General features: G+C 53.6%; 17 protein-coding genes. 13 read left to right on the top strand and 4 right to left on the bottom strand.

The window, feature by feature from the left end:
- Nucleotides 1–82 precede the first annotated feature (82 nt).
- The 3 genes from AC0L8N_RS06915 to AC0L8N_RS06905 all read left to right on the top strand — a co-directional run bounded on the left by AC0L8N_RS06915 (nt 83) and on the right by AC0L8N_RS06905 (nt 3,243).
- Complete coding sequence (locus AC0L8N_RS06915; protein ID WP_473666846.1) at nt 83–1,567, top strand: M81 family metallopeptidase; 1,485 nt, start codon at nt 83–85, stop codon at nt 1,565–1,567.
- 68 nt (nt 1,568–1,635) lie between these two features.
- The gene (locus AC0L8N_RS06910; protein WP_473666845.1) at nt 1,636–2,091 is read left to right on the top strand and encodes a RidA family protein; all 456 of its coding nucleotides are present in this window, start codon (nt 1,636–1,638) and stop codon (nt 2,089–2,091) included.
- Between the two features lie 171 nt (nt 2,092–2,262).
- Nucleotides 2,263–3,243 (top strand): hypothetical protein, encoded by a 981-nt coding sequence (locus AC0L8N_RS06905; protein WP_473666844.1) that lies wholly within the window; start codon nt 2,263–2,265, stop codon nt 3,241–3,243.
- A gap of 391 nt (nt 3,244–3,634) precedes the next feature.
- Here the strand turns inward: AC0L8N_RS06905 and AC0L8N_RS06900 are convergent, their stop codons facing one another.
- Nucleotides 3,635–4,204 carry a PEP-CTERM sorting domain-containing protein gene (locus AC0L8N_RS06900; RefSeq protein ID WP_473666843.1) on the bottom strand — a complete coding sequence of 190 codons (570 nt, stop codon included), beginning with the start codon at nt 4,202–4,204 and terminating at the stop codon, nt 3,635–3,637.
- A 368-nt stretch (nt 4,205–4,572) separates the two neighbouring features.
- Here AC0L8N_RS06900 and AC0L8N_RS06895 point away from each other — a divergent pair, with 368 nt between their 5' ends.
- The 9 genes from AC0L8N_RS06895 (at nt 4,573) to AC0L8N_RS06855 (ending at nt 15,176) form a co-directional block, all read left to right on the top strand.
- Nucleotides 4,573–5,493 (top strand): aldo/keto reductase, encoded by a 921-nt coding sequence (locus AC0L8N_RS06895; protein ID WP_473666842.1) that lies wholly within the window; start codon nt 4,573–4,575, stop codon nt 5,491–5,493.
- 361 nt (nt 5,494–5,854) lie between these two features.
- Entirely contained in the window at nt 5,855–6,268 is a 414-nt protein-coding gene (locus AC0L8N_RS06890; protein WP_473666841.1) for a Spy/CpxP family protein refolding chaperone, read from the top strand.
- 154 nt (nt 6,269–6,422) lie between these two features.
- Nucleotides 6,423–6,938: a YajG family lipoprotein gene (locus tag AC0L8N_RS06885; protein WP_473666840.1), complete on the top strand. Its 516-nt coding sequence runs from the start codon at nt 6,423–6,425 to the stop codon at nt 6,936–6,938.
- A 217-nt stretch (nt 6,939–7,155) separates the two neighbouring features.
- Nucleotides 7,156–7,929, top strand: a complete 774-nt coding sequence (locus tag AC0L8N_RS06880; protein WP_473666839.1) for a response regulator — start codon at nt 7,156–7,158, stop codon at nt 7,927–7,929.
- Nucleotides 7,926–9,287 carry an ATP-binding protein gene (locus AC0L8N_RS06875; protein WP_473666838.1) on the top strand — a complete coding sequence of 454 codons (1,362 nt, stop codon included), beginning with the start codon at nt 7,926–7,928 and terminating at the stop codon, nt 9,285–9,287. The genes AC0L8N_RS06880 and AC0L8N_RS06875 overlap by 4 nt, the downstream gene beginning before the upstream one ends.
- A gap of 181 nt (nt 9,288–9,468) precedes the next feature.
- Nucleotides 9,469–10,497 (top strand): S1C family serine protease, encoded by a 1,029-nt coding sequence (locus tag AC0L8N_RS06870; RefSeq protein ID WP_473666836.1) that lies wholly within the window; start codon nt 9,469–9,471, stop codon nt 10,495–10,497.
- Nucleotides 10,498–10,572: 75 nt separating this feature from the next.
- Nucleotides 10,573–11,664 carry an efflux RND transporter periplasmic adaptor subunit gene (locus tag AC0L8N_RS06865; RefSeq protein WP_473666835.1) on the top strand — a complete coding sequence of 364 codons (1,092 nt, stop codon included), beginning with the start codon at nt 10,573–10,575 and terminating at the stop codon, nt 11,662–11,664.
- 26 nt (nt 11,665–11,690) lie between these two features.
- Nucleotides 11,691–14,732: an efflux RND transporter permease subunit gene (locus tag AC0L8N_RS06860; protein WP_473666834.1), complete on the top strand. Its 3,042-nt coding sequence runs from the start codon at nt 11,691–11,693 to the stop codon at nt 14,730–14,732.
- A 9-nt stretch (nt 14,733–14,741) separates the two neighbouring features.
- Entirely contained in the window at nt 14,742–15,176 is a 435-nt protein-coding gene (locus tag AC0L8N_RS06855) for a hypothetical protein (RefSeq protein WP_473666833.1), read from the top strand.
- 642 nt (nt 15,177–15,818) lie between these two features.
- Here the strand turns inward: AC0L8N_RS06855 and AC0L8N_RS06850 are convergent.
- Genes AC0L8N_RS06850 through AC0L8N_RS06840 form a run of 3 tightly spaced genes read right to left on the bottom strand, consistent with a single transcriptional unit; the run spans nt 15,819 to nt 19,603 of the window.
- Nucleotides 15,819–17,537: a sugar phosphorylase gene (locus AC0L8N_RS06850; protein WP_473670073.1), complete on the bottom strand. Its 1,719-nt coding sequence runs from the start codon at nt 17,535–17,537 to the stop codon at nt 15,819–15,821.
- Nucleotides 17,538–17,560: 23 nt separating this feature from the next.
- Nucleotides 17,561–18,784, bottom strand: a complete 1,224-nt coding sequence (locus AC0L8N_RS06845) for a glycosyltransferase family protein (protein WP_473666832.1) — start codon at nt 18,782–18,784, stop codon at nt 17,561–17,563.
- A gap of 3 nt (nt 18,785–18,787) precedes the next feature.
- Nucleotides 18,788–19,603 carry an HAD-IIB family hydrolase gene (locus AC0L8N_RS06840; RefSeq protein WP_473670071.1) on the bottom strand — a complete coding sequence of 272 codons (816 nt, stop codon included), beginning with the start codon at nt 19,601–19,603 and terminating at the stop codon, nt 18,788–18,790.
- A gap of 503 nt (nt 19,604–20,106) precedes the next feature.
- Between AC0L8N_RS06840 and AC0L8N_RS06835 the strand changes: the two genes are divergently transcribed.
- Nucleotides 20,107–21,099, top strand: a complete 993-nt coding sequence (locus AC0L8N_RS06835; protein ID WP_473666831.1) for an OmpA family protein — start codon at nt 20,107–20,109, stop codon at nt 21,097–21,099.
- Nucleotides 21,100–21,125: the final 26 nt, after the last annotated feature.

The raw sequence follows: 21,125 nt of genomic DNA, 5'->3' as shown, positions 1-21,125 counted from the left end.
AGGCATTCCCATACCAAGTATGCCGTTGCCCATCCGTCTATCAACTTTCGAGAAACCCTACCTTGAGAAGCTTTGACCTTATATGAAAAAGAAAATCGCATTGCTCGGATGCTCGCATGAGACAAATACGTTCTCCCCCGTCGGTACGTGTTACGACGATTTTGCGAATGGTAACTTTTGGAGAGGGCAGGAAGTAAGAGAGGCCTTCTACGATTCACATGCTGTGATGGCGGGCTTTTTCAGAGCTGCCGAAGAGCATCATTTCGAACCGGTGCCCTTGCTCTTTACACGCGCCGAACCACTCGGCGAAATATCGCAGGATGCAGCAGAAAAGATTGTCAGCGAAATGCTAGAAGCGCTAAAGCATCAGGGGCCATGGGACGGTGTATTGCTGGCACTGCACGGCGCGGCAGTTGCAGAGAGCGAGCCGGATTTTGACGGTTGGATTGTGTCCGCTGTGCGAAAGCTTATTGGCCCGCACATACCCGTCGGGGTTGTTTTTGATATGCATGCGAACGTGACGCAGCGAATGATTGACGATTGTGACGTTGCTGTCTTTTACCGAACAAACCCACACCTCGATACATTGGAGAGAGGTCGCGAATGTGGGCGCTTGCTTGCTCAAGCAGTGCATGGCGACATCAAGCCGACACAGGCATTGGTTAGATTGCCGATGATCATTGGTATTACTCGATCGGATACTTCAGAAGAACCCATGCGAACACTCTTGGCCGGCATGGAGGAACAGATCAAACTTCCGGGCGTCCTGTCGGCGAGCCTCACTGAGGGATTTCCTTGGGCCGATGTCGCGGAGATGGGCATGGCGGTACTGGTTGTAACGAATGACGATATCGCACTTGCAGAGACACTGGCAAAAGATCTTGCCCGTAAAGTGTGGGACCGGCGGCACGAAATGATCGACGAAATCTTGTCGCCGGAAAACGCCGTCCAGCTGGCTTGCGAAGCGAAGAATTTTCCGGTTGGTATTCTAGATGTTGGGGACAATATTGGTGCAGGCGGACCGGGCGATTCGACCGTGCTGCTTGACCTCGCGTTGAAGAATCGCACTAAAGGTGTACTTCTGACGATTTTCGATCCGGAAGCTGTTCAGTGTTGTATTCAGTCGGGATTAGACACCACGTTAAGCGTTGCCGTCGGCGCCAAGTTAGATGCGTCTTATTGCAGGGTGCTACACGTGCGCGGGCGAGTGCGATGCGTGTCGGACGGCCGTTTCGAAGATACGGTGGCAACCCACGAGGGATACAGGTACTTCAATACAGGTCCGACAGTCGCACTGGAGTTGGAAAATGATGTGACTGTTGTGCTGACCAGTCGTCGAGTTGGCAATGTGAGTCAGATGCAGTTCCGTACATTGAATATTGACCTCGAATCCAAGCGGATAATAATTTTGAAGGGGGTGAACGCACCACGTGGTGCGTTCAAGGACGTGTGTTCTTCTCTGATCATGGCAAACACACGCGGTGCAACATCTGTTGATTACTCCTCTTTCGCCTATATAAAACGGTCACCTGCCCTTTTTCCATTTGAGGTAGATGTTGCGTTCTAAGCTAGTTGGCAGGTGCCAACGTTGCAGTCCCGAACCCCTTTATAGTCCAGTAATAATAGGAAAAAGTTATGAATAATAGTCGTGTCGTCGGTTTACGTTTCCTCGTGGTTGCTCTGTCATTCTTCGCCTATAGCGGATTTGCCGTAGAAGTCACGCGCTTTGATGATGGGCCTCTGCAAGGAAAGGGTTTGCCATTTTCCGAGTCGGTTCGTGTTGGCGATATGTTGTTCCTTTCAGGAATTCTCGGAACAGGTGCCGATGGAGGCTTGGTTTCGGGTGGAATTGAGGCCGAAACGAAGCAAATATTCACGAACGTTGAAGCTGCGTTGAACCGCCGTGGTCTTGAGTTGACTGACGTATTCAAGTGCACCATATTTCTTGCTGATATTGCTGAATGGCCAGCATTCAATGGCGTCTACAAGCAATACTTTGCAGCGCCATATCCGGCGCGTGCCGCGCTGGCGGCTAGCGGGCTGGCTTTCAATGCCAGGGTAGAAGTCGATTGTATCGCAGCGTATCAATAGAATGAAAAAGAGGACGAAGTTTAACGCTGCCTGTGACCAAGGCGTACTTGTATGAGGTACCGAAGAGCAACTGCCTCTTTATGCCTCGGCTCACTATCCATCGTAGCGACAGCTGCTGCGGACGGAGGGAATGAAAGTGTGATATCTCCGGGTTTCGAGTGGCGATATCTAGTGTCGACGCCGCACGAAGTAGGCGGACACTGTGCTGGTGTTCACAACGATGCGTTGATTATCGCAGGAGGTACATACTGGGAAACTGATGCGCTATCAGAGATTGGCAAGACCAAGGTGTGGTTGGATGCAACGTATGTGCTTGTACCGAATTCGACAAAATGGCTTAAGGCCACTCCACTAGCTTCCCCCACCGCCTACGGTGCTAGTGCATCATTTGACGGCGGCGTTGTATGCGTCGGCGGTGCCAGCGAACAGGATCACCATGCTGAGGCATTCTTGCTTGAATGGTCGAGCCAAGGGTTGACGCAAACACCGCTGCCGGATTTACCGATAACCAACGCGTACGGATCCGGCGTGATTCTCGACAGCATTATGTATGTATTTGGTGCCCTCGAGTCTCCAGGTGGCAGCCAAGCGAGTCATTCATTTTGGTCTCTTGACCTAAAAGATATACTTGCGGGCTGGAGAGCATTAGACCCTTGGCCGGGACCAGCTCGAATAATTCCTGTTGCTGTTTCCACTGACGAGGCACTGTATTTATTCTCAGGCCAGATCTTGTCGAAAGACGGAGGGTCGGGATCAAGTTATCTCGTGGACGCATATCGTTACGCGCCAGGCACTGGTTGGGAGACGATGCCGAACATGCCTAAACCAGTAGCGGCTGGTTCAGCGGCATTCTACGATAATGCTATTTACATTTTTAGCGGAGATGACGGGAAAGCCGGTCAGCGCAATGTGGATCCCTGCGAAGTCGAGGGGAAATTTAGCCCAGACGTTATGCGTTTCGACTTAAGAACTCATACCTGGTCCTATGCTGGCACCATTCCACACACGTATGTAACTACTCAGGCTCTCAATTGGCGGAATGAAGTTGTCGTTTTGCCTGGAGAGCCTGATTCAAATAGAAACCGAGGCCGCAGAGTAATGATTGGCCGACTAGAGAATGTGGAACCCACAAAAATTGTCGGTGACAACTAGGACTACCCAGTAACTATGATTGGGTTCTATAAGTCTTATGCTGCATGTTGGGTGGTGCGTCGGCGCTCTCTCAAGCGTATGCAGTCATTAGAGGACTGCTTAGAATCGCGCTTCTATAACAATTGATGGCGGGTTTTGCAGTTCTCAATATCTTGCTCGAATACGGCGGAACACGCGTTGACACCGCCACCAGGCTACGGCGACGCGGGTACTCCGGGCGCTGATGGCAACATGGTCAAACGCTTACCAAACGTGAAAGCCCTGAGCGAATTTCGATACCAATCGCCGTCGGAGCTATCAGGCTCCGCACCTGACAAAAATTCCGGCAGTTTTTCTTGCCAAAAAAAAGCCCCGCACGTGGCGGGGCTTCCTGTTTCTTGTTACTGCCTGTTCAGACGCCTTTCTTGCGTCGTGCGACGCCTATACCCGCCAGGCCAAGGCCGAGCAGGAATAGTGAGGCAGGTTCGGGAACCTGGCTCATGGTTGGCTCGCCACGGCCCCAGAGCTTGATGTTCGAGAAGCCGCCACCGCCGCCGGAAAGCCGGTCGTAGCTCAGCGTACCCGACGTATTGAATGGCGTAATCAACCAGGCAAACCAGCTCAGGTTACTTTGACCGCGGCCGACGTGAATGCTGACCACCAGCTCGCCCCATTCGCTCCAGATATCGGAGTCGAGGTTCCAGTTCAGATCGACACTGTTTGCGCCAAAACGGCCGGACGTGATGTCAACCGAAACGTCACCCAGTGCTGTCCAAGGCTCGAGCGGGAAAGCCGCCCCAATGTCCGAGGCATTCGGGTTGTTCCGGGTGCTTCCAGTATCGGCACTGGTTACACAGGACTCGGCCGAGTCGAGCGTCGCCGTTCGCGCGCTGCTGCCGCACGTGATCGGCGTTGCCTGGGAAACGTTGCCGGCAAACGCCATGACCAGGCCCGACAATGTAATGAATAATTTGGTTCTCATTTTTGCTTCCTACGGAGCGTGATGCCCACTCAATTAAGAAGCAACTTCCGAGCCAACAAAGAAATAAGGCTCACATTCAATGAGTTAAAAAATTGCGGTGTCCAGAGCCAAGCAGGTTTGTAATCTTTATCGACATAGCAGGGCGTTCCCGGCTCCGGGAAGGCAGCGCATCTGGGTCAGAAAACACATTAGGCACAACTTTAAGGAGCCTGCGTTATTTGACCGAATGAGCGATTAAATCCGTTAGGGCTAAGCTGATGCCGCCTCACTGATTCCGTGGAGGCACTTTCCCTCTATTAGGGCACCACTTGGACGAATATTTCTTCGTGTTAAGGTTTCCGGCAGTCGAACTGAACTGGGGCTAGGAAATGGTTAATCACAACTCACTGACTCGCCGATCCTTTATCGGTATGGCTACGGCGGCAACCTTGGGTTCCACCCTACCGTTTGCAGCGGCTGATTCGGTCATGGCACGACGTCGAATTCCCGGCACGACAGAGGACCTGCCGGTCATAGGGCTGGGTACTTCTGATGAGTTTGAGCGCATGCCTGCCGACGGCGGGGTCGAGTTACGTGCGGTACTCAACACCTTGCTCGAATACGGCGGCACACTGGTTGACACCGCTCCCGGCTACGGCAATGCGGAGCGGGTACTCGGGACGCTGGTCGCTGATGACAACATGGCGGAGCGCTTGTTCTTGTCGACCAAGGTTCGCTCGCGGGGCCGGGATGCTGGCTTGCGTTCGATGCAGGCATCAGCCGAACTGCTGGGCAAAGCGCCGCTCGATTTGATGATGGTGCACAGCCTCGTTGATGCTGAGACACAGCTGGACAATCTGCAGCACTGGAAAGAGGAAGGGCACGTCCGTTACATCGGAATTACGACGTCGCGACGCAGCGGCTTTGACCGAATGGAAGCGCTGATCAAGAACCGCGATCTGGACTTTATCCAGGTCAACTACTCGCCGCTGGAACCTGAGGCCGCAGAGCGCGTAATACCTGCGGCGAGAGACAACGGCATTGCCGTCATGATCAACCGCGCGTTCGTCAACGGCCGTTACTTTTCAATGGTACGCGGACATGAATTGCCTGCGTGGGCTGCGGAGTTCGATTGCGATAGCTGGGCGCAGCTGTCGCTCAAATGGATTCTGGGCAATCCTGATGTCACTAGCGTACTGGCGGCCACCAGCAGCTCCCGTCATATGGCGGACAACGCGGCGGCTGGAATTGGCGGTTTGCCGGATGCGGCCGCAAGGCAGCGTATTGGTCAATTGTTGCAGGGTCTGTAGATAACTCAAGGCGACGGCACCGGGCAGCAAGTAAGGGTCGAACCGATGTCCTGACTAACCTCTCGCAACGCGCCACGTCGCGTTGTTGGTCACAGAGCGGCCACGGCGAGTGACGAGGTTGCGCGCGACAACTCCAGCTAGTTCCTGCCCTTTTGAATTATTCGGTTCGAGCCCTTTAAAACCCGTTCATCGTTGAATGGGCAAGACCGGGCGAACTCCTCGTCGATGTGGCTGGCAATCGGCCTATTGGCAGCGAGACATCACGATCTATCCGCTCTCTTACACTTCCTTCCAGAGACTGACAGAGCTTTGCGCACGCCTCGTTATTCTAGGTCCTCAGTTCATAAACGAGAGGACAACGATGAAACTAACTACAGTCACCATGGCGCTGCTCGCCCTGTCAGCTATCAGCACACAGGTTGTCGCAAACGAGGAACCGGCCTCCGTCGAGCAAGGACAGATACAGCAGATTGTTGAAACGCTGGATTTGACGGAAGAACAAATCGATCAAGCGACGATAGTGCTTGAGGCGGCGTTGGCCTCACGGCAGAAGATTCTGTCGAGCTATGGCATGGATCCGGAGGGTCATGGAGGCGCGAACGAAAAACTCGGATTTCGTCAGGCAAGGGCATTACGTAAGGAGCTCAACGCTGCCCGCACTCATACGCTAAGTGAGCTTGAGGGAATTCTGAGCAAGGAACAGCTCGATGAATTCGAGCGCATGCAGCAAGAGCGCCGCGCCGAGATGCGTGAACGGATCGTTGTAGCGCAATAAATTCGCTGAGCGTCAATTCATTCCTGGATCAGTTTTCTGCATGGATACCTGTTTGCAGTGCATAGGACGTTTCCAAGAAATTGTCGGCGGTCGACCGATACGAATTGACTGCCGGCACATCACCTAAAAATTACCAACAAAGGCATAGACGAAAATGAACAGCAACTTCAAATTGGCAGTAGCATCGCTTCTATTAGGACTAACAGCCTGTGCTACCTCTCCACAGATCACTGTCGAGTCTCCCGTACCTTTTGCACTAGCGACAACTTTCGTAGTCGAGGATATTTCGATCGATACTGTCGTCGAACGCGATTTCGGTTTAAAGGAACATGTCGTTACAAGCATGACAGACCGGGGTTGGGAAAGAACTGTGGATACTGCGGCGTTGAACATACGGCTTAGCGTGGATATTGAGCCCGTATTGGACGTTGAGCATGGATCGGGATACCGAGGTGTATCTTTCGTGTCTGATGTCACTGCCGGCGCCGATGTGCAGTTGGAGATCACGTTACAGGACACGGTTGGGATTACGCTCTGGCAAGCCAATGAGACGGTCCGCGTACCCCTTGGTTCCGGGCTTCACGACGCGCAAGTACTAGTACTTGAGGCGCTTGACAAGATTCTAAGTGCGATACCGATTGGCGAAGGTCAATTGGGTGGTGCGGCGTGACTGGTTTCGAAACGCCGGCAGGTACAGTTTGTCTCTGCACCGCGGTGAAGCTCGGTATCAACGATTACGATCGGGTAACGCCAGTATGATTACCCGATCGGCAAGCCTGCCGTTATGATTCGGCATGGTTCGTCGGGTGCCGGACCGACGGAGGCACAGCAAGCGGAGTGCAGTGTTACGATCATCCTGATTAATTGGAATTCGCTAGATGTGCGGCATGAATAGCTTCAGCGGTCTGTTCCGGAAGGAGTGTTCGGAGGTAGATATGTCAACTAACACGCAGCCTGGCGGCGCCGTCAATGTGCTCATCATTGATGACGATCAGGAGTTCGCTCAATTGATTGCCGAGTTCCTCACCGCGGAAGGAGGGTTTTCTGTCACGATGCGCCATGATGGCGCGGCCGGTGCCGACACAGCCGTTAAGGAGGAATTCGACGTCATCATCCTCGATGTAGGCCTGCCCAAGCTGAACGGTTTCGAGGTACTCAAGAGGATCAGAGAGGCGGTTGATACGCCGGTCGTTATGCTTACAGCACGCGGCGACGACATAGATCGAATCCTGGGGCTGGAAATCGGCGCCGACGACTATGTGCCCAAGCCCTGTAACCTCCGTGAATTGGTAGCGAGGGTCCGCGCCATCATTCGTCGTGTCAACAGAGCGCAGAGCGGCGAAGCCGCCGGCACGTCCATTGCGATCGGCGATATGCAGATTGAACCAGGCTCACAATCGGTGTTTCGTAACCGTGAGCTGGTTCCGCTCACCGGCGCCGAGTATTTGGTCCTGGAGGTATTGTTCCAATCGGCCGGAGAGGTGGTTGATAAAGATTCCATCGCCCGCCATGCACTGGGACGCCGAATTATGCCCTATGATCGAAGCGTGGACGCACACATCACTAACCTGAGAAAAAAGCTCGGCCCTCTCAATGATGGCCGGCAGCGCATCAAGACTGTACGGGGACGCGGCTACTTATATGTTTCGTCGTCCAAATGAGTTTTTTCTGGCGTATCTTTCTCTCTGCGTGGGTGATTGCTCTGTCCACCTTGGCTGTCATGGTGTGGATGGGCAGTTGGTTACCCAACCCGGAAAATTCGCCCAGTACAGCACGTTTCGCAGAGCGTATGGTCGCGCATATCTCGCGGGATTTTCGCCAGTACCTGGAGATTGATCCCGCGACCGCGGTCGTGACTCTCTCCGCCGAGCACGAGGTCAGTTTTTCTCCTTTACTCGAAGTCTTTGTTCTGGACCCGGACGGCAACGATGTCTTTGGCCGCACGCTGCCTGACGCCGTCGCAACTGTCCGTCAGCTAAATGCTGGTTCTTCGGCGGCACCTGAGTCGATCCCCCAACGTTTGCACGTTCAAAGCGAGGGACTGAACGGATACAAGGTTGTGGGTTACGAGGGATACTTTCTGATTGGCAATGCATTGTTGAGACCCGGGGGGCGGTGGCTGCTCGTCATTTCCCTGGTTGCGATGAGCGCGATCGCTTCGTTCTTGCTCGCTCGTTTCATCGTGCTGCCCGTACGAAGGCTTCAATCTGCAGGGCAGAGTGTTGCCGATGGCGACCTGAGCGTTCGGGTGGCACATACCGTAGGCAACAGAACCGATGTCATCGCCAGACTTGCGCAAGATTTTGATGAAATGACGAAACGGGTCGACGCTCTCTTGCAATCACAACAGCGTTTGATGCGTGACGTTTCGCATGAGCTGCGCTCGCCCCTCGCTCGCCTGCAAGCACTATTGTCGATTGCGCGCCAATCAGCGGATGCCAATGGTTGCAATCAAATCGATCGAATGGAGGCTGAGCTCGCCCGTCTGGACGAACTCATTGGCGAAATCCTGGCCTTCACCAGACTAGAGGCGCAGGCAGACATTGCACGACATTCGACGGACATCGTCGATCTCCTGATGAACATAGTCGAGGATGCGAGTCTCGAGGCGCAGGCCGCCGATAAGCAGATACGAATGCAGGGGCCGGAACGTCTCTTGATCGATGTCGAAAGCGGAATGATCCAGAGTGCCGTGGAGAACGTTGTTCGCAATGCGCTGAAGTACACGGACAAAGGCACATCCGTAGAGGTCACTGTTTCGGGTGATTCGGAATGCATCAGCATCGCCATCGATGACCAGGGGCCTGGAGTCCCCAGCGATCAAGTCCACAAGATCTTCGAGCCCTTCTTTCGCGTCGGGGATTCGAGGAGCACGAAGTCCGGTACAGGCGGTATCGGCCTTGCGATCGCCGAGCGCAGCGTTCGATTACACGGCGGAACCATCAGTGCGCGCAACCGTGAGAGCGGCGGACTTCGCGTCGTCATCACACTTCCTTACATTTCACACCAATCCGCCTGACCTTCTTTCCCCTCAAGTCTCTAACCTTCTGCTAACGGTTAAGCACCTTTAAATAGAGCGTAATTGGCGGTGGACCTGACGTTTGCGGGTCCCAGGGCCCGATGCCTCGCATTCCAATCCGAGCAGATTGTTGGGCCAGACGTTGTCTGCCGCTCAGCAGTGATTTACCTGAGGAAGAGAAATGAATGTTCGAAGAGCTACAGTTCTACTGGCTTGCATGTTCGTGTCACACAGCTTGCCTGCTGCTTCAGTCGCACAAACCTACGAGCGTGTTCGCGAGTCCGTGGTAATCATTGAGACCATAGAAAAGACTCCTGGGAGAGAGGAGTGGTCGGATCGCGTCAGTTTGGAAGGGCTCGGTACGGGTGTCATTGTGTCGAAAGACGGAGACATTCTGACGGCCTCACACGTGGTTCATACAGCGGACTCAGTAAGAGTACGTACCGCCGACGGGAACGAATACTCGGCTACCGTACGTGGATCAAACATTGCCGCGGACGTTGCGCGACTTACTCTGGACAATCCGCCAGACGACCTCAGTGTAGCCACGCTGGGCAACTCGGATTACACGAACATTGGTGATCCGGTATTCGTTGTGGGGGCACCCTATGGTTTTGAACACACGCTAACTGTTGGCCATGTCTCCGGGAAGCGCCGCGGTGAACCACCTTTTTTCGCGAACGTCGAGTACTTACAAACCGATGCTGCGATCAATCAAGGAAATTCCGGTGGCCCCGTGTTCAATTCTGCCGGTGATGTCATAGGGATAGTCTCGCATACCGTTTCACAAACGGGAGGCTTCGATGGCTTAGGGTTTGCCACCACGAGCAACGTCGCTCAAGACCTCATGTTTGAACAACCCCATTGGTGGACGGGTCTCGACGCCATCCCGGTCCACGGCCGCCTTGCCGGGGCGCTGAATCTGCCGCAGCCATTCGGACTATTGGTGCAGCGCGTTGCAGATAATTCCTTAGGCCACTATCTGCGCCTGCGGTCTGGAGATCTACCGGCAACAATTACTGGTCACGATTTTCTGTTAGGCGGTGACGTGATACTCGCAGTTGCGGGTATTGAGGTCACTGGTGATGGCGTCGCGTTAGCAAGAATTCAAAGCCGGGAAGGAAGCATCCCTGATGGTGGCCGCTTCGAAATCGATGTTTGGCGAGACGGTACGCGCGTGACTCTGTTCACAGTGAAAGACTGGAACTAGCTGAACCGCAGTTTCCCTACTTTGCCATCTATAAAGATCATGCGATTCGATAAGTTTGAATACGGAGCCAACACGGTGAAGAACACCTTTTTTCTAAGACTCAGCTTGCTCACTTTTATCCTCTCTTTGCCAGCATGTTCGGAAGACAAGCAGGCTTTAACGCAGGAGCCAGTTCGCCCTGTGCGCACGACGCTTGTTGGCTTGCAGGAATCTATGGCGATCCGGAAGATTCCGGGAGTCGTAAACGCCGAACGAAAGGTGGACCTGGCCTTCAGGACAGGCGGAACACTGGTTGAATTGCCCGTACTGGAAGGTGGACATGTGCGAGCCAATCAGTTGTTGGCAAGGCTCGATCAGGCAGATTTCAGAATACAGTTGAAATCGATGCAGGCAGATTTCGATCGTAGCAAAGCAGATTATCTGAGAGCGGAATCACTGGTAGAACGTGGTGTGTTGTCACGTTCGGATTTCGAACAAACAGAGTCCAAGTTTCTTGTTGCAGAGGCCCAATTGGAAAAAGCCAAACAAGAGCTTGGGCAGTCAACTATCACGGCGCCCTTCGAAGGCTACGTCGCAAAACGCCATATTGACAATTTCTCTGAGGTTGCGCCACGAACGCCAGTGTTGACACTCATCGACCTTGACTCTCTGGTTGTAACAATCGAGGTGCCGGAAAGCATCATGATTCAAGCTCAGCGCGAAGGAGCACGACCAGTACTCTACGCGACTTTCGCCGGGTATGACTCCCGACAATTTGATCTTACATTGAAAGAGGTTGCCGCTCAGCCGATTCCAGGGACGCAGACCTACTCTGTCACTTTGCGTTTGCCTCCGATCAGCGATCTCAACATTCTGCCAGGCATGTCCGCAAGCGTGCATATGCGACCGTTTGCGAGAGAGGGCAAGAGTAACGTGGCGTATCTTCCTGCCCACGCAGTACTGAAAGACAACCGGGGAAGCTACGTCTATGTGGCGGTCCCGCAGCCCTCGGCGCAACAGCAGCGGTCGGCGTTGATCGAAAGAAGAAATGTCGAGGTGGGAGAGGTTTCCGATTACGGCATGCAGGTGACTGCCGGCTTGAGCGCAGGAGAAGCAGTTGTCACAGCCGGTATGAGCCAGGTTGCAGCTGGAATGCCTGTCTTGATGATTGCTTCAAATCAAGAGTAAGGAAAATGAACATAACCAGACTCGCATTGGATAACCGACGGATAGCTCTCGTTCTGTTGACTGTTCTGTTGCTTGCCGGTATTGCCGCGTTTCAGTCCATGCCGAGAGCGTACGATCCCGGGTTTACTATTCGTGCGGCCAGAGTGATTACCTATTTGCCTGGCGCCAGCTCTGAACGCGTCGAGCGGTTGGTAACCGACAAGATTGAGGAAGTTGTTCAGGAAATGCCGGAACTAGACTACGTCAAGAGCGAGTCTCGAACGGGTGTTTCAATTGTTATCGTCAATATTAAGGAAAGCTACACCAATATGCGTCCCATCTGGGATTCATTACGGCGCAAGGTTGACGGGATAGTTCCTGATCTGCCAGGTAACGTGGACGGCCCATTCGTCAACGATGAGTTTGGTGAGGTCTTCGGAATCACTCTAACAATTTCCGGCGAGGGCTTTAGTTACACAGAGCTTGAAGATATTGCGGCGGATGCCCGGCGGGCTTACCTGCGCATCAGTGATGTTGCCAAAGTCGAGATCTTCGGCGTGCAAGAGGAACAGGTAATCGTCGAGTACAACAATGCGCGACTCTCTGAGCTCAACATCTCTCCACATCAACTCTCGCAATTGCTGGAGTCCCGGAACATCGTGTCACCCGGAGGAGCAGTTACCTTGGGGGATGAACGCCTGGTACTCGAAACGACTGGAAATTTTGAGTCGATCGAAGATATCGAAAATACAATAATTCTCATTCCGAACACAAACACTCTTGTAAGACTGCGAGATATCGCCCAGGTCTATCGTGGGTACATTGAGCCCGCGCAGTACAAAGTCAGTTCCTCCGGTAACCCAGCATTAGCACTGGCCATTTCGATGCGAGAAGGTGGCAATAGCATCGACCTGGGAGAAGACGTCTTATCCGCAACGAGAATACTGCAGGCATCTTCTCCGCTCGGGCTGGATTACAGCGTAATCAACTTCTCACCCGCGGAGGTTAAGGCGAAGGTCGATGGTTTTGTAACCAATCTTATGCAAGCCGTTCTCGTTGTTACGCTGGTTATGCTGTTCAGTCTTGGTTTGAGACTGGGCCTCATCGTCGCCGCATTGATTCCGTTCAGTATGCTGGTTTCATTGATTGCAATGGATGCGCTTGCAATAGGACTGGATCAGATATCCCTGGCGGCGCTGATGATTGCTTTGGGAATGCTGGTAGACAACGGCATCGTGATGGCCGAAAGCATTCTGGTGCGCATTACTGAAGGAGAAAATCGAATAGAAGCTGCGGTGAGGTCAGCCGCAGAGCTTAAGATACCGCTGTTAACCTCCACTCTCACGACTGCGGCCGCATTTCTGCCAATCTATCTTGCTGAATCCAGCACCGGTGAATTTACAGCTTCACTATTCAAAGTGGTGTCGATCACGTTGTTGTGCTCGTGGTTATTGTCGATGACCATTATTCCGCTTTTTTGCGTTCTGTTCCTGAAAGCCCGAGGAGAGAAGCAAGACCTTAGCAAACGTTTCTACAGAGCGTATCGCGCGACGCTTGGTACACTCATTCGATATCGTTATGGGTTTCTTCTGGTGGTCCTGCTGGCATTCGTGGGCTCGTTGCAGGCTTTGAAGCACGTACCCAGTATGTTCTTTCCACCGTCGGACCGCACGTACTTCAAGGTTGAACTGGAACTTCCGCAAGGCCGGTCGCTGGCCAACATGGAGCAGGTTGTGACTGGAGTCGAAACTTATCTTGCGGACCACCTGGTGTCAGGGTTAGGGGAAAAGAAACCGGTGACTGACTGGATATCTTACATCGGGAATGGCGGCTCACGCTTCGTACTAACCCATTCACCAAGACCCAATTCACCCAGTTACGCGCTGTTGATTATCAACACGGTGTCCGCTGAGGTAATTGACGATACGATTGAGGAAATCGAAAACTTCATATTTCGAACGTATCCCGATGTGGTCGCGAAACCGAGAAGAATTGAAACAGGTGCGTCGATCAATAATCCTGTAGAGATCAGGGTATCCGGCCCTGAAACAGGCCCGTTATTTGACATCGTGGAAGACCTGAAAGCGGCGATGAATAGTGACCCCAACCTGAAGAACGTGACAGATGATTGGGGCATTCAGTCGAAGAAGCTTGTTGTCAAAATTGACCAGGCAAGAGCTATTAGAGCAGGCGTGAGTAGTCAGGATATTGCGGTTTCCTTACAAGCCGGGATGAGTGGAATGGAGCTGACTCAGTATCGTGAGGGGCAGGATCTGATTCCGGTGACGATACGGTCGGAGACTGCGCTGGAGAACGATATGAGCAAACTTGAAGGCATTTCGGTGTACGCACAGTCCACGGGCATGAGTGTCCCACTGGAACAAGTGGCAAGTATCGAAGTCGTTTGGGAGCCAGGAAAGGTGGTACGGCGCGATCGAATGAAAACCGTTTCTGTTGGCGCCCAGTTGGTGGGGGATTATACGGCAGCAGAGGGTCTTGATGCCTTGCGCCCCTGGCTGGAATCCACTCCGAGCCAATGGGGCCTGGACTATCGTTTTGAACTTGGCGGTGAAGCCGAATCTTCAGCCAAGGCGAATGCATCGATCATGGACAAGCTGCCCATTGCAATGTTGACTATTGTTGTTCTGCTGATCGGACAGTTTGATTCCCTTCGAAAGGCTGGCATCGTTTTGCTCACGATCCCCTTGGGCCTCATAGGCGTGACAATCGGTTTGCTGGTTCTGGATTCATACATGGGGTTCATGACACTACTCGGTATCATCTCTCTCGCCGGAATCGTAATCAATAATGCGATTGTCTTGCTCGAGAAAATTCAGACAGAAATCGATGTGTTCAAACGAACACCGTTTGATGCTGTGTTGGAAGCGGCGCAGCGGCGAGCCAGGCCAATCTTGCTAACAACAGCGACCACGGTTTTGGGTTTGATCCCGCTGTATTTTGGTGGCGGAGAGTTATGGGAGCCGATGGCAGTCTCTATCATGTGCGGTCTACTGTTCGCGACACTGTTGACTCTCGTGGTCGTTCCGGTCCTCTACTCGACTTTGTTCATTGTAAAGACAATCAGGTAGGAAAAAACAATGACGCCGTACGAACTATTTGACCTCAACGCCAGTACCGGCGGACGTATTGATGTTCAAATCAGTGTTTTCATCACTGTTCATTTGGCGATTTTCGGCGGAATAATTTACGTTGACCGTCCTCTCGGCCGCAATGAGAAAATCGCAAGTCTCATTGTCTATTCGATATTTGCAATGCTGAACTACAGCATCATGCAGATACAGCTGGATGTTTCTCTTGGCCTCGTAACCGAAATTGCAAAACTTGCCAAAGAAGCCTGTTGTATTGAAAACAGCGCCGTGCAAACAGTTGCAAGCCGGTTTAACTCAGGCTTGTACGTATGGAAAGGCATAGTGCTAATCGTGGTGCATGTTGTTTTCTATATCATGGTGCATTTGTCTATTGTCTTTGATTCGGCTCTGTCGAAAAAAGCTGGACGCCTGGTTCGTGGGTGAGTGTCCAGAGCTGCACGAATGGGCCCAGCTCAACCTGACCCACCTAACTTGCGGCATTGTTGATGCTATTTGACTAACTCCAGAAAGTCGCTTGCACGAACTGGTCCGTACCTTCACGCTCGACCTTTGTGCGTACGCCGTCATGAGCAATCACCCCCCTACATGGTATTGCACCAGAAAAGGGAAAAGGTGTCAGGTGAGGTGGTAAGCCCTTCTCGGGCACCTTTCTGCAGCAACAGTCGTCATTGTTTGTCTCCAACCGGCGTAGAGCGCTTGGAACAACTGTGGGCCTGTTCGAATTCATTGTAGGGATGATATCTGTAATCCTTGCGTTGGCCATCGCACGGCTATTGTCGGGTGTATCCGAACTAATTCAAAGCAGAGCCGACATTCGATTCGCTCTCACACATGCCGTCTGGGCCCTAAACCTATTCCTGCTCACTTTCCTGTAGAGGCACTCATGGTGCAAAAAGGACATTGCAAGTACCCCGTCAATAAGCCGGACGGACCATACTTCCAACAGGTGACGAAGTTGCTGGGCTGTACAGTTCGTCGAAAAATCGGGTAACGGTGACTAGAGAACGTTACCCGATCGGCTTTCGGCGCCAATCAGGCGGCATAGTCGGACATGCCGGGCCTACGTCACTTATTGGTTAGCCACACGGTTTGATACGGGCGGAGTTCAAGCTCCGTCTGGCCCTCTTCAATACGCTCACCACTGATCAGGTCCCACCAGTCTTCGCTGCCCACCAGGTTGATGTTGGCAAGTTCCAGTTGCTGTGGTTCGCGCGTGACGTTGCTAATGCTGAAGATATCCTGCCGACGGTCCGTCGACTGTCGCCAGATACCAAAAGTCTGCAACCCGAGCTGCATCGTGAACTGCACGGCATTCGGATGAAAGGCGCTCTGCTCACGACGCAACTGAATAAGTTTACGCAGTCTGGTGAGAATCAGCGATTGCTCGCTGTACGGGTCGTCCAGCAACGCGACAAGTTCGTCCCATGCCCAGGTATGCCGGTTGATCGACCGGTAACGACCGGTTCTTGCCAGGCCTTCGTAATCGTTCGGAGTGCCGAGCAAGCTGTGGATGTAAATGCCGGGAATCCCTTCCAGCGCAAGCATAATGGCATGCGCGCAAACGAAGCGTTCGACCTGAAATTCATCAGGCCCTTCCTCCGTGCCGGCCAAGGCATCGATAAGACTGATATTGACTTCATAAGGATGCGTAGCCCCGTCCGGACCGGTACGCAGTGATATCTTGCCGCCAAATCCGGTGAGTGTATCGAGCAAACGGGCGCGTTCGGCCTCGGACAGCAGGCCGTCAACAGGACGCATGCCGATGCCGTCGTGTGAGGCGATGAAATTGAAGTAAGTTGTGCCGCCACGAGCAGGCGGCATGCTCATCATCCAGGTCTTGAGGTGCCTGCAATCGCCTGTCAACAGCGTATTAATGAGCAATGGCGGCAAGGAAAAATTGTAGATCGCGTGTGCTTCGTTAGAGTTGCCGAAATAGGTCAGGTTATCCCGGTTCGGCACGTTGGTCTCGGTGATCAGCATTATCGACGGATCGTAGAAGTCGATCAGTGTTCGCAGGAGCTTGATAATTTCATGCGTGCGCTGATCGTGCAGCGAGGTCGTTCCCGGCTCTTTCCACAGGAATGCCACCGCATCAAGCCGCAGCACGCGAATACCGTTCTCCAGGTAGAAGCGGATTATCTCGACGATGCGCAGCAGCACTTCAGGATTGGAGAAATCCAGATCCACCTGGTCCGGACCAAACGTACACCACACCCAGCGCTTGCCATTGACTGTATCGACCTCGGTTCGCAACGGCGTAGAGCGCGGACGTACGACCATGCTCAGGTCTTCATCGGGCCTTGTTTCCTTGAAGTAATCCTTGCCGGGACTTTTTTGCGAAATAAAGTTTTGGAACCAGGCAGACCGACTCGAAACATGATTGATGACAAGGTCCGCCATCAGCCGGTAACGTTTCGCTATTGATTGAATGTCATCCCAGTCACCGGCCGATGAGTCCACTGTGCAGTAGTCAATAACCGCAAAGCCATCGTCTGAACTGTACGGATAGAACGGCAGTATATGCAGCCCGTTCACCGTGTCGGCCAGGTAACGATCACAGAACGAATGCAGCGTCTTCAGCCCTGCCTCGCCGTTTTTTTCAACCGACGTGGCGTAGGTAATCATCCAGCAGTCGGCTTCGTCCCAATAATTTTGGTACGGGGCAGGTTCGCTGATGTCATCGCCATAGCGCATTGCCGCCAGAACGGATTCGACGAGTTGCGCAGCACCCTCACCGTAAATCGCCTCGAGATGGGCACGAACACGCACCTGCAGTCGACCCATGCCCACCGGCACTTCCGCAGTACTCAACTTGTGAACTCCTCCATGTCCTGCTCGACCGCATCCCGCAATTCCATCAGCACGTTCGGCACGGCACTGGCAACGCGATTCCACGGAGCGATGAACGGCGTGTCCATGGGATTCTCGCGGTACACTTCGCCCGCTTCGACGATGTTGGCCGCAAACAGTTCGACAGCTTCCGCTTCTTTATGACGATCAAAACTCAGGCCGTTGATCACCGAGTCGGCCGCAAACAGATCGATAAAATCGAGCGCGATGCGGTAGTAGGTTGCTTTGATCGTACGCACGGTGTCCGGGGAAAACGTCTCACCCTGTATGGCGAGTTTGCGAAACAGCGCCTTGGCAATATCGATGCTCATTCTGGACAAACCGCGAGTCTGGTCTTCAGTACTCAACTCTTGGTGCTTGTGATCGTAGGTATCGGCAATGTCCACCTGGCAGATGCGGTTGGCTGAATGGTTGCGATGCATTTCGCTCAGCACACCGATCTCCAGACCCCAGTCGGTCGGGATTCTAAGGTCATTGATCACATTGCGGCGCAACGCAAACTCGCCCGCAAGCGGGTAACGAAAGCTGTGCAGGAAATTCAGGTAATCACTGTTGCCGCAAACAACGCGTAACGCGAGCACCAACGGCGTTACAAGCAAGCGGGTGACTCGCCCACCCATCGACGTACCGTTTGAACGGGCGTAATAACCTTTGCTGAAATCAAAGCTAAAACCGGGGTTCGCAACCGGGTAAATCAGCCGCGCCAGCATTTCCCGTTTGTAGGTTTTGATATCGGCGTCGTGTAAGGCAATGGTCGATGCGCGCCCCGAAGCCAGCGCGTAGCCGTAACAGAACCAGACGTTCCTGCCCTTGCCAGGCTCGGTCGGAGAGAGGTGCTTGTCCGCGAGTTTCGCGTCCAGCGCGCGCAGTCGCGGGCCGTCATTCCATAGCACACGGTAATGCTGCGGCAAACGCCCGAAAAACTCGAGGGCATGCCGGTATTGCGTTTCGTCCGCCTGATCCAGACCAATAATGATCTCGTTCAAGTACGGGACCCGGGACAGTTCGCGGACGATATTTTCGAGCGCAGGTGTTTCAAGTTCGGAATACAGTGACGGTATGACCAGCCCCATGGGCCGGTGGCGGGAGAACTCGATCAGGTCGTCCTCGAGGTCGTCCACTGACCGATCGGACAGGTTGTGCAATGTGGCTATATTGCCGTTCTGATGAAAGTCGCCCATTGCCTATACTCCGTAGTCTTGTTGTGCTGATCGCGTGTCCGGAAACTCTTCCAGAAGGGTTAATACTGCCTCATTCCAGCCGCCGGGCCCGGGCAATGTCGGCCGCAGAACGCGGTTCGTTGCAGACAACGTCATCCGGTACGCATGCTTCCCCGGAATGATGACAGCAATGTCCGTACTTGAGAGCATGCCGAGATCGTTGGGTGCATCGCCGAGCGAAACGGATTTCAGGTCGCTGTCGGGGAATTTCCGTGCGTACGCTGCCAACAGCTGACTAACCGCCTGCTCCTTGCTGCTGTTGCCCATCAGGTGCAGGAAACGCCCCCCTTTGATGCAACGGAAGCCGCGCGCCTGCATTGATTGTTCGAACTGCTCCCGATGAGCGTCGTTGTCGGGCCAGAGTATGGGTTCCGACGCCTGGCGATCATTCGAGCGTCGCGCCTGTTGTTCACTCAAGCCTGTCTCGCGCATGATGCCGGCCAGACCGAGTTCGTAGAAGGCCTCGCAGTTGTAAGCGCCAGCCAATTTGACGTCCTTGTAGGCCGCTTGCAGGGCAGCTCGGGTCACCGTCGGTGCCGACATTGACGTCGTGCCGCGAAAGTAGCCCGCCGGGATATCGATCATTGCACCATTTTCGCTCACGACCGGATGGTGCAGCTCCAGTGCGGCACGGTACTCCGCGAGCTCGGCAAGCGTTTTGCTGCTGACGAGGACCAGCGGGATGTTGCGGCGCTTGAGCATGTCCAGCGCAGGCCGGGCCGGCTGCCAGTCATAATTGTCATGATCCAGCAGTGTTCCATCGAGATCGGTGAATACGATCAGTCGGGTATCGGGCGCTTTGTTTATGTCGTTAGCCTGTAGCGGGTTTCACAGACATGATGCCGCATAGAATCCTGGCGCACAAAGCGCGCTGCGCGGTAAGAAGCAAGAGGCGTTGGTTGCTGAATTGAAATACGCACTTCCGATGAGGAAGATCGCGCAGATTTTCGTAGCCTGAAAGAGGAACGAAACGCCGAACATCGTGCGCGTGTACATGTTCGGTTCATCAGTAGGGGAACCAGAAACCGGATGCGTTCCATCATTTTCGTATGGATGAAGTTGACAGCATTCTGGAGAGAGGAAAACCCGCGCTATATAGTTCGGTGACGACTCAGGTTCTAGATGGCCGCCGTTCGATTCACCTGGCATGGAGACCGCTCTAAGAATCAATGCAGCAGCATGTCGGCCTGATCGGTTTGGCCGCTAATCCGGAAAGTAGCCCCCGACGCCAAAACTGGCTAGTCTTCGTGGTTCAATCCATGCAAGCCAACGAGGAAATAATAATGAAATCACGCCTCGCCATCGCTGCGCTGATAGTTGTAGCGAGCCTGATATCACAGGTTGCAGTTGCTGAAGATATAGATGGAGTGCAAGAGCACCCGTTGATCTCTCGTTATCCCGGCCAGGAAATTCGCTGGCAACACATCGAAAACTATTTGCCGTACCGCGTGCCCGTCGGGCCCGTGACCGGCTACCGTGCTATCGGCGACTGGATCGACACAGAAGGACGGGTGACACGCACCTTCTATCGTTATCAGGGCACGGACCGCACCTACTCGGAAATCTACAAGAACTACCTTGACTCGCTCGAGGCAGAAGACTTCGAAATTCTTGCGAAAGGTGTGAGCGCCGATCGTCGTGGTGCCGACATTGGTAGCAACCAATGGATGGAAGTCATGTTCCGGCAGAATCCGGCCAACAAACCGGGTGAGGTCGGTACGATGTTTTCCGGTACTTCGTCATCGGGTGGTGCGGGTTCCATTGTCGCGCGCAAAGAGCGTGCGGCAGGTACAGTCTATGCACTGGTCAACGTTGAGCAGCATTCTTCCAACTACGTTGGCACGCTGATCGACATCATCGAAGTCGAAGCGGCGGAGACCGGGCTTATTGCGGTGGATGCGGAAGCCATCGGCGCCGATATTCTCGAGTACGGGCGGGTTGTGCTGGATGGCATCTATTTCGATCATGACAAGGCCACGCTCAAGCCGGAGTCCGATGAAGCGTTAAAAGCTATCGTTGAATTTCTCGCGACGCAGCCGGACAAGGTGTTCTACGTTGTTGGCCACACTGATTCGGTCGGCACGTTTGCCTACAATCAAAAATTATCGTCGGATCGAGCCATGGCGGTCGTAGATACGTTGCAGCGTGATTACGGCGTAGGCTCGGAACGATTGCAGCCGCACGGCGTCGGACCATTAGTGCCTTCCTATTCGAATGCCAGCGATGCCGGCCGGGCAAAGAACCGCCGCGTGGAATTGGTCGAAAGATTGCAGTAATAAACAGACGTTGACGTCAGGAGATA

The organism is Woeseia sp. D3-10, from assembly GCF_055809415.1.
The sequence above is the reverse complement of the archived record's forward strand: the minus strand, read 5'-3'. Positions and strand labels throughout refer to the sequence as shown.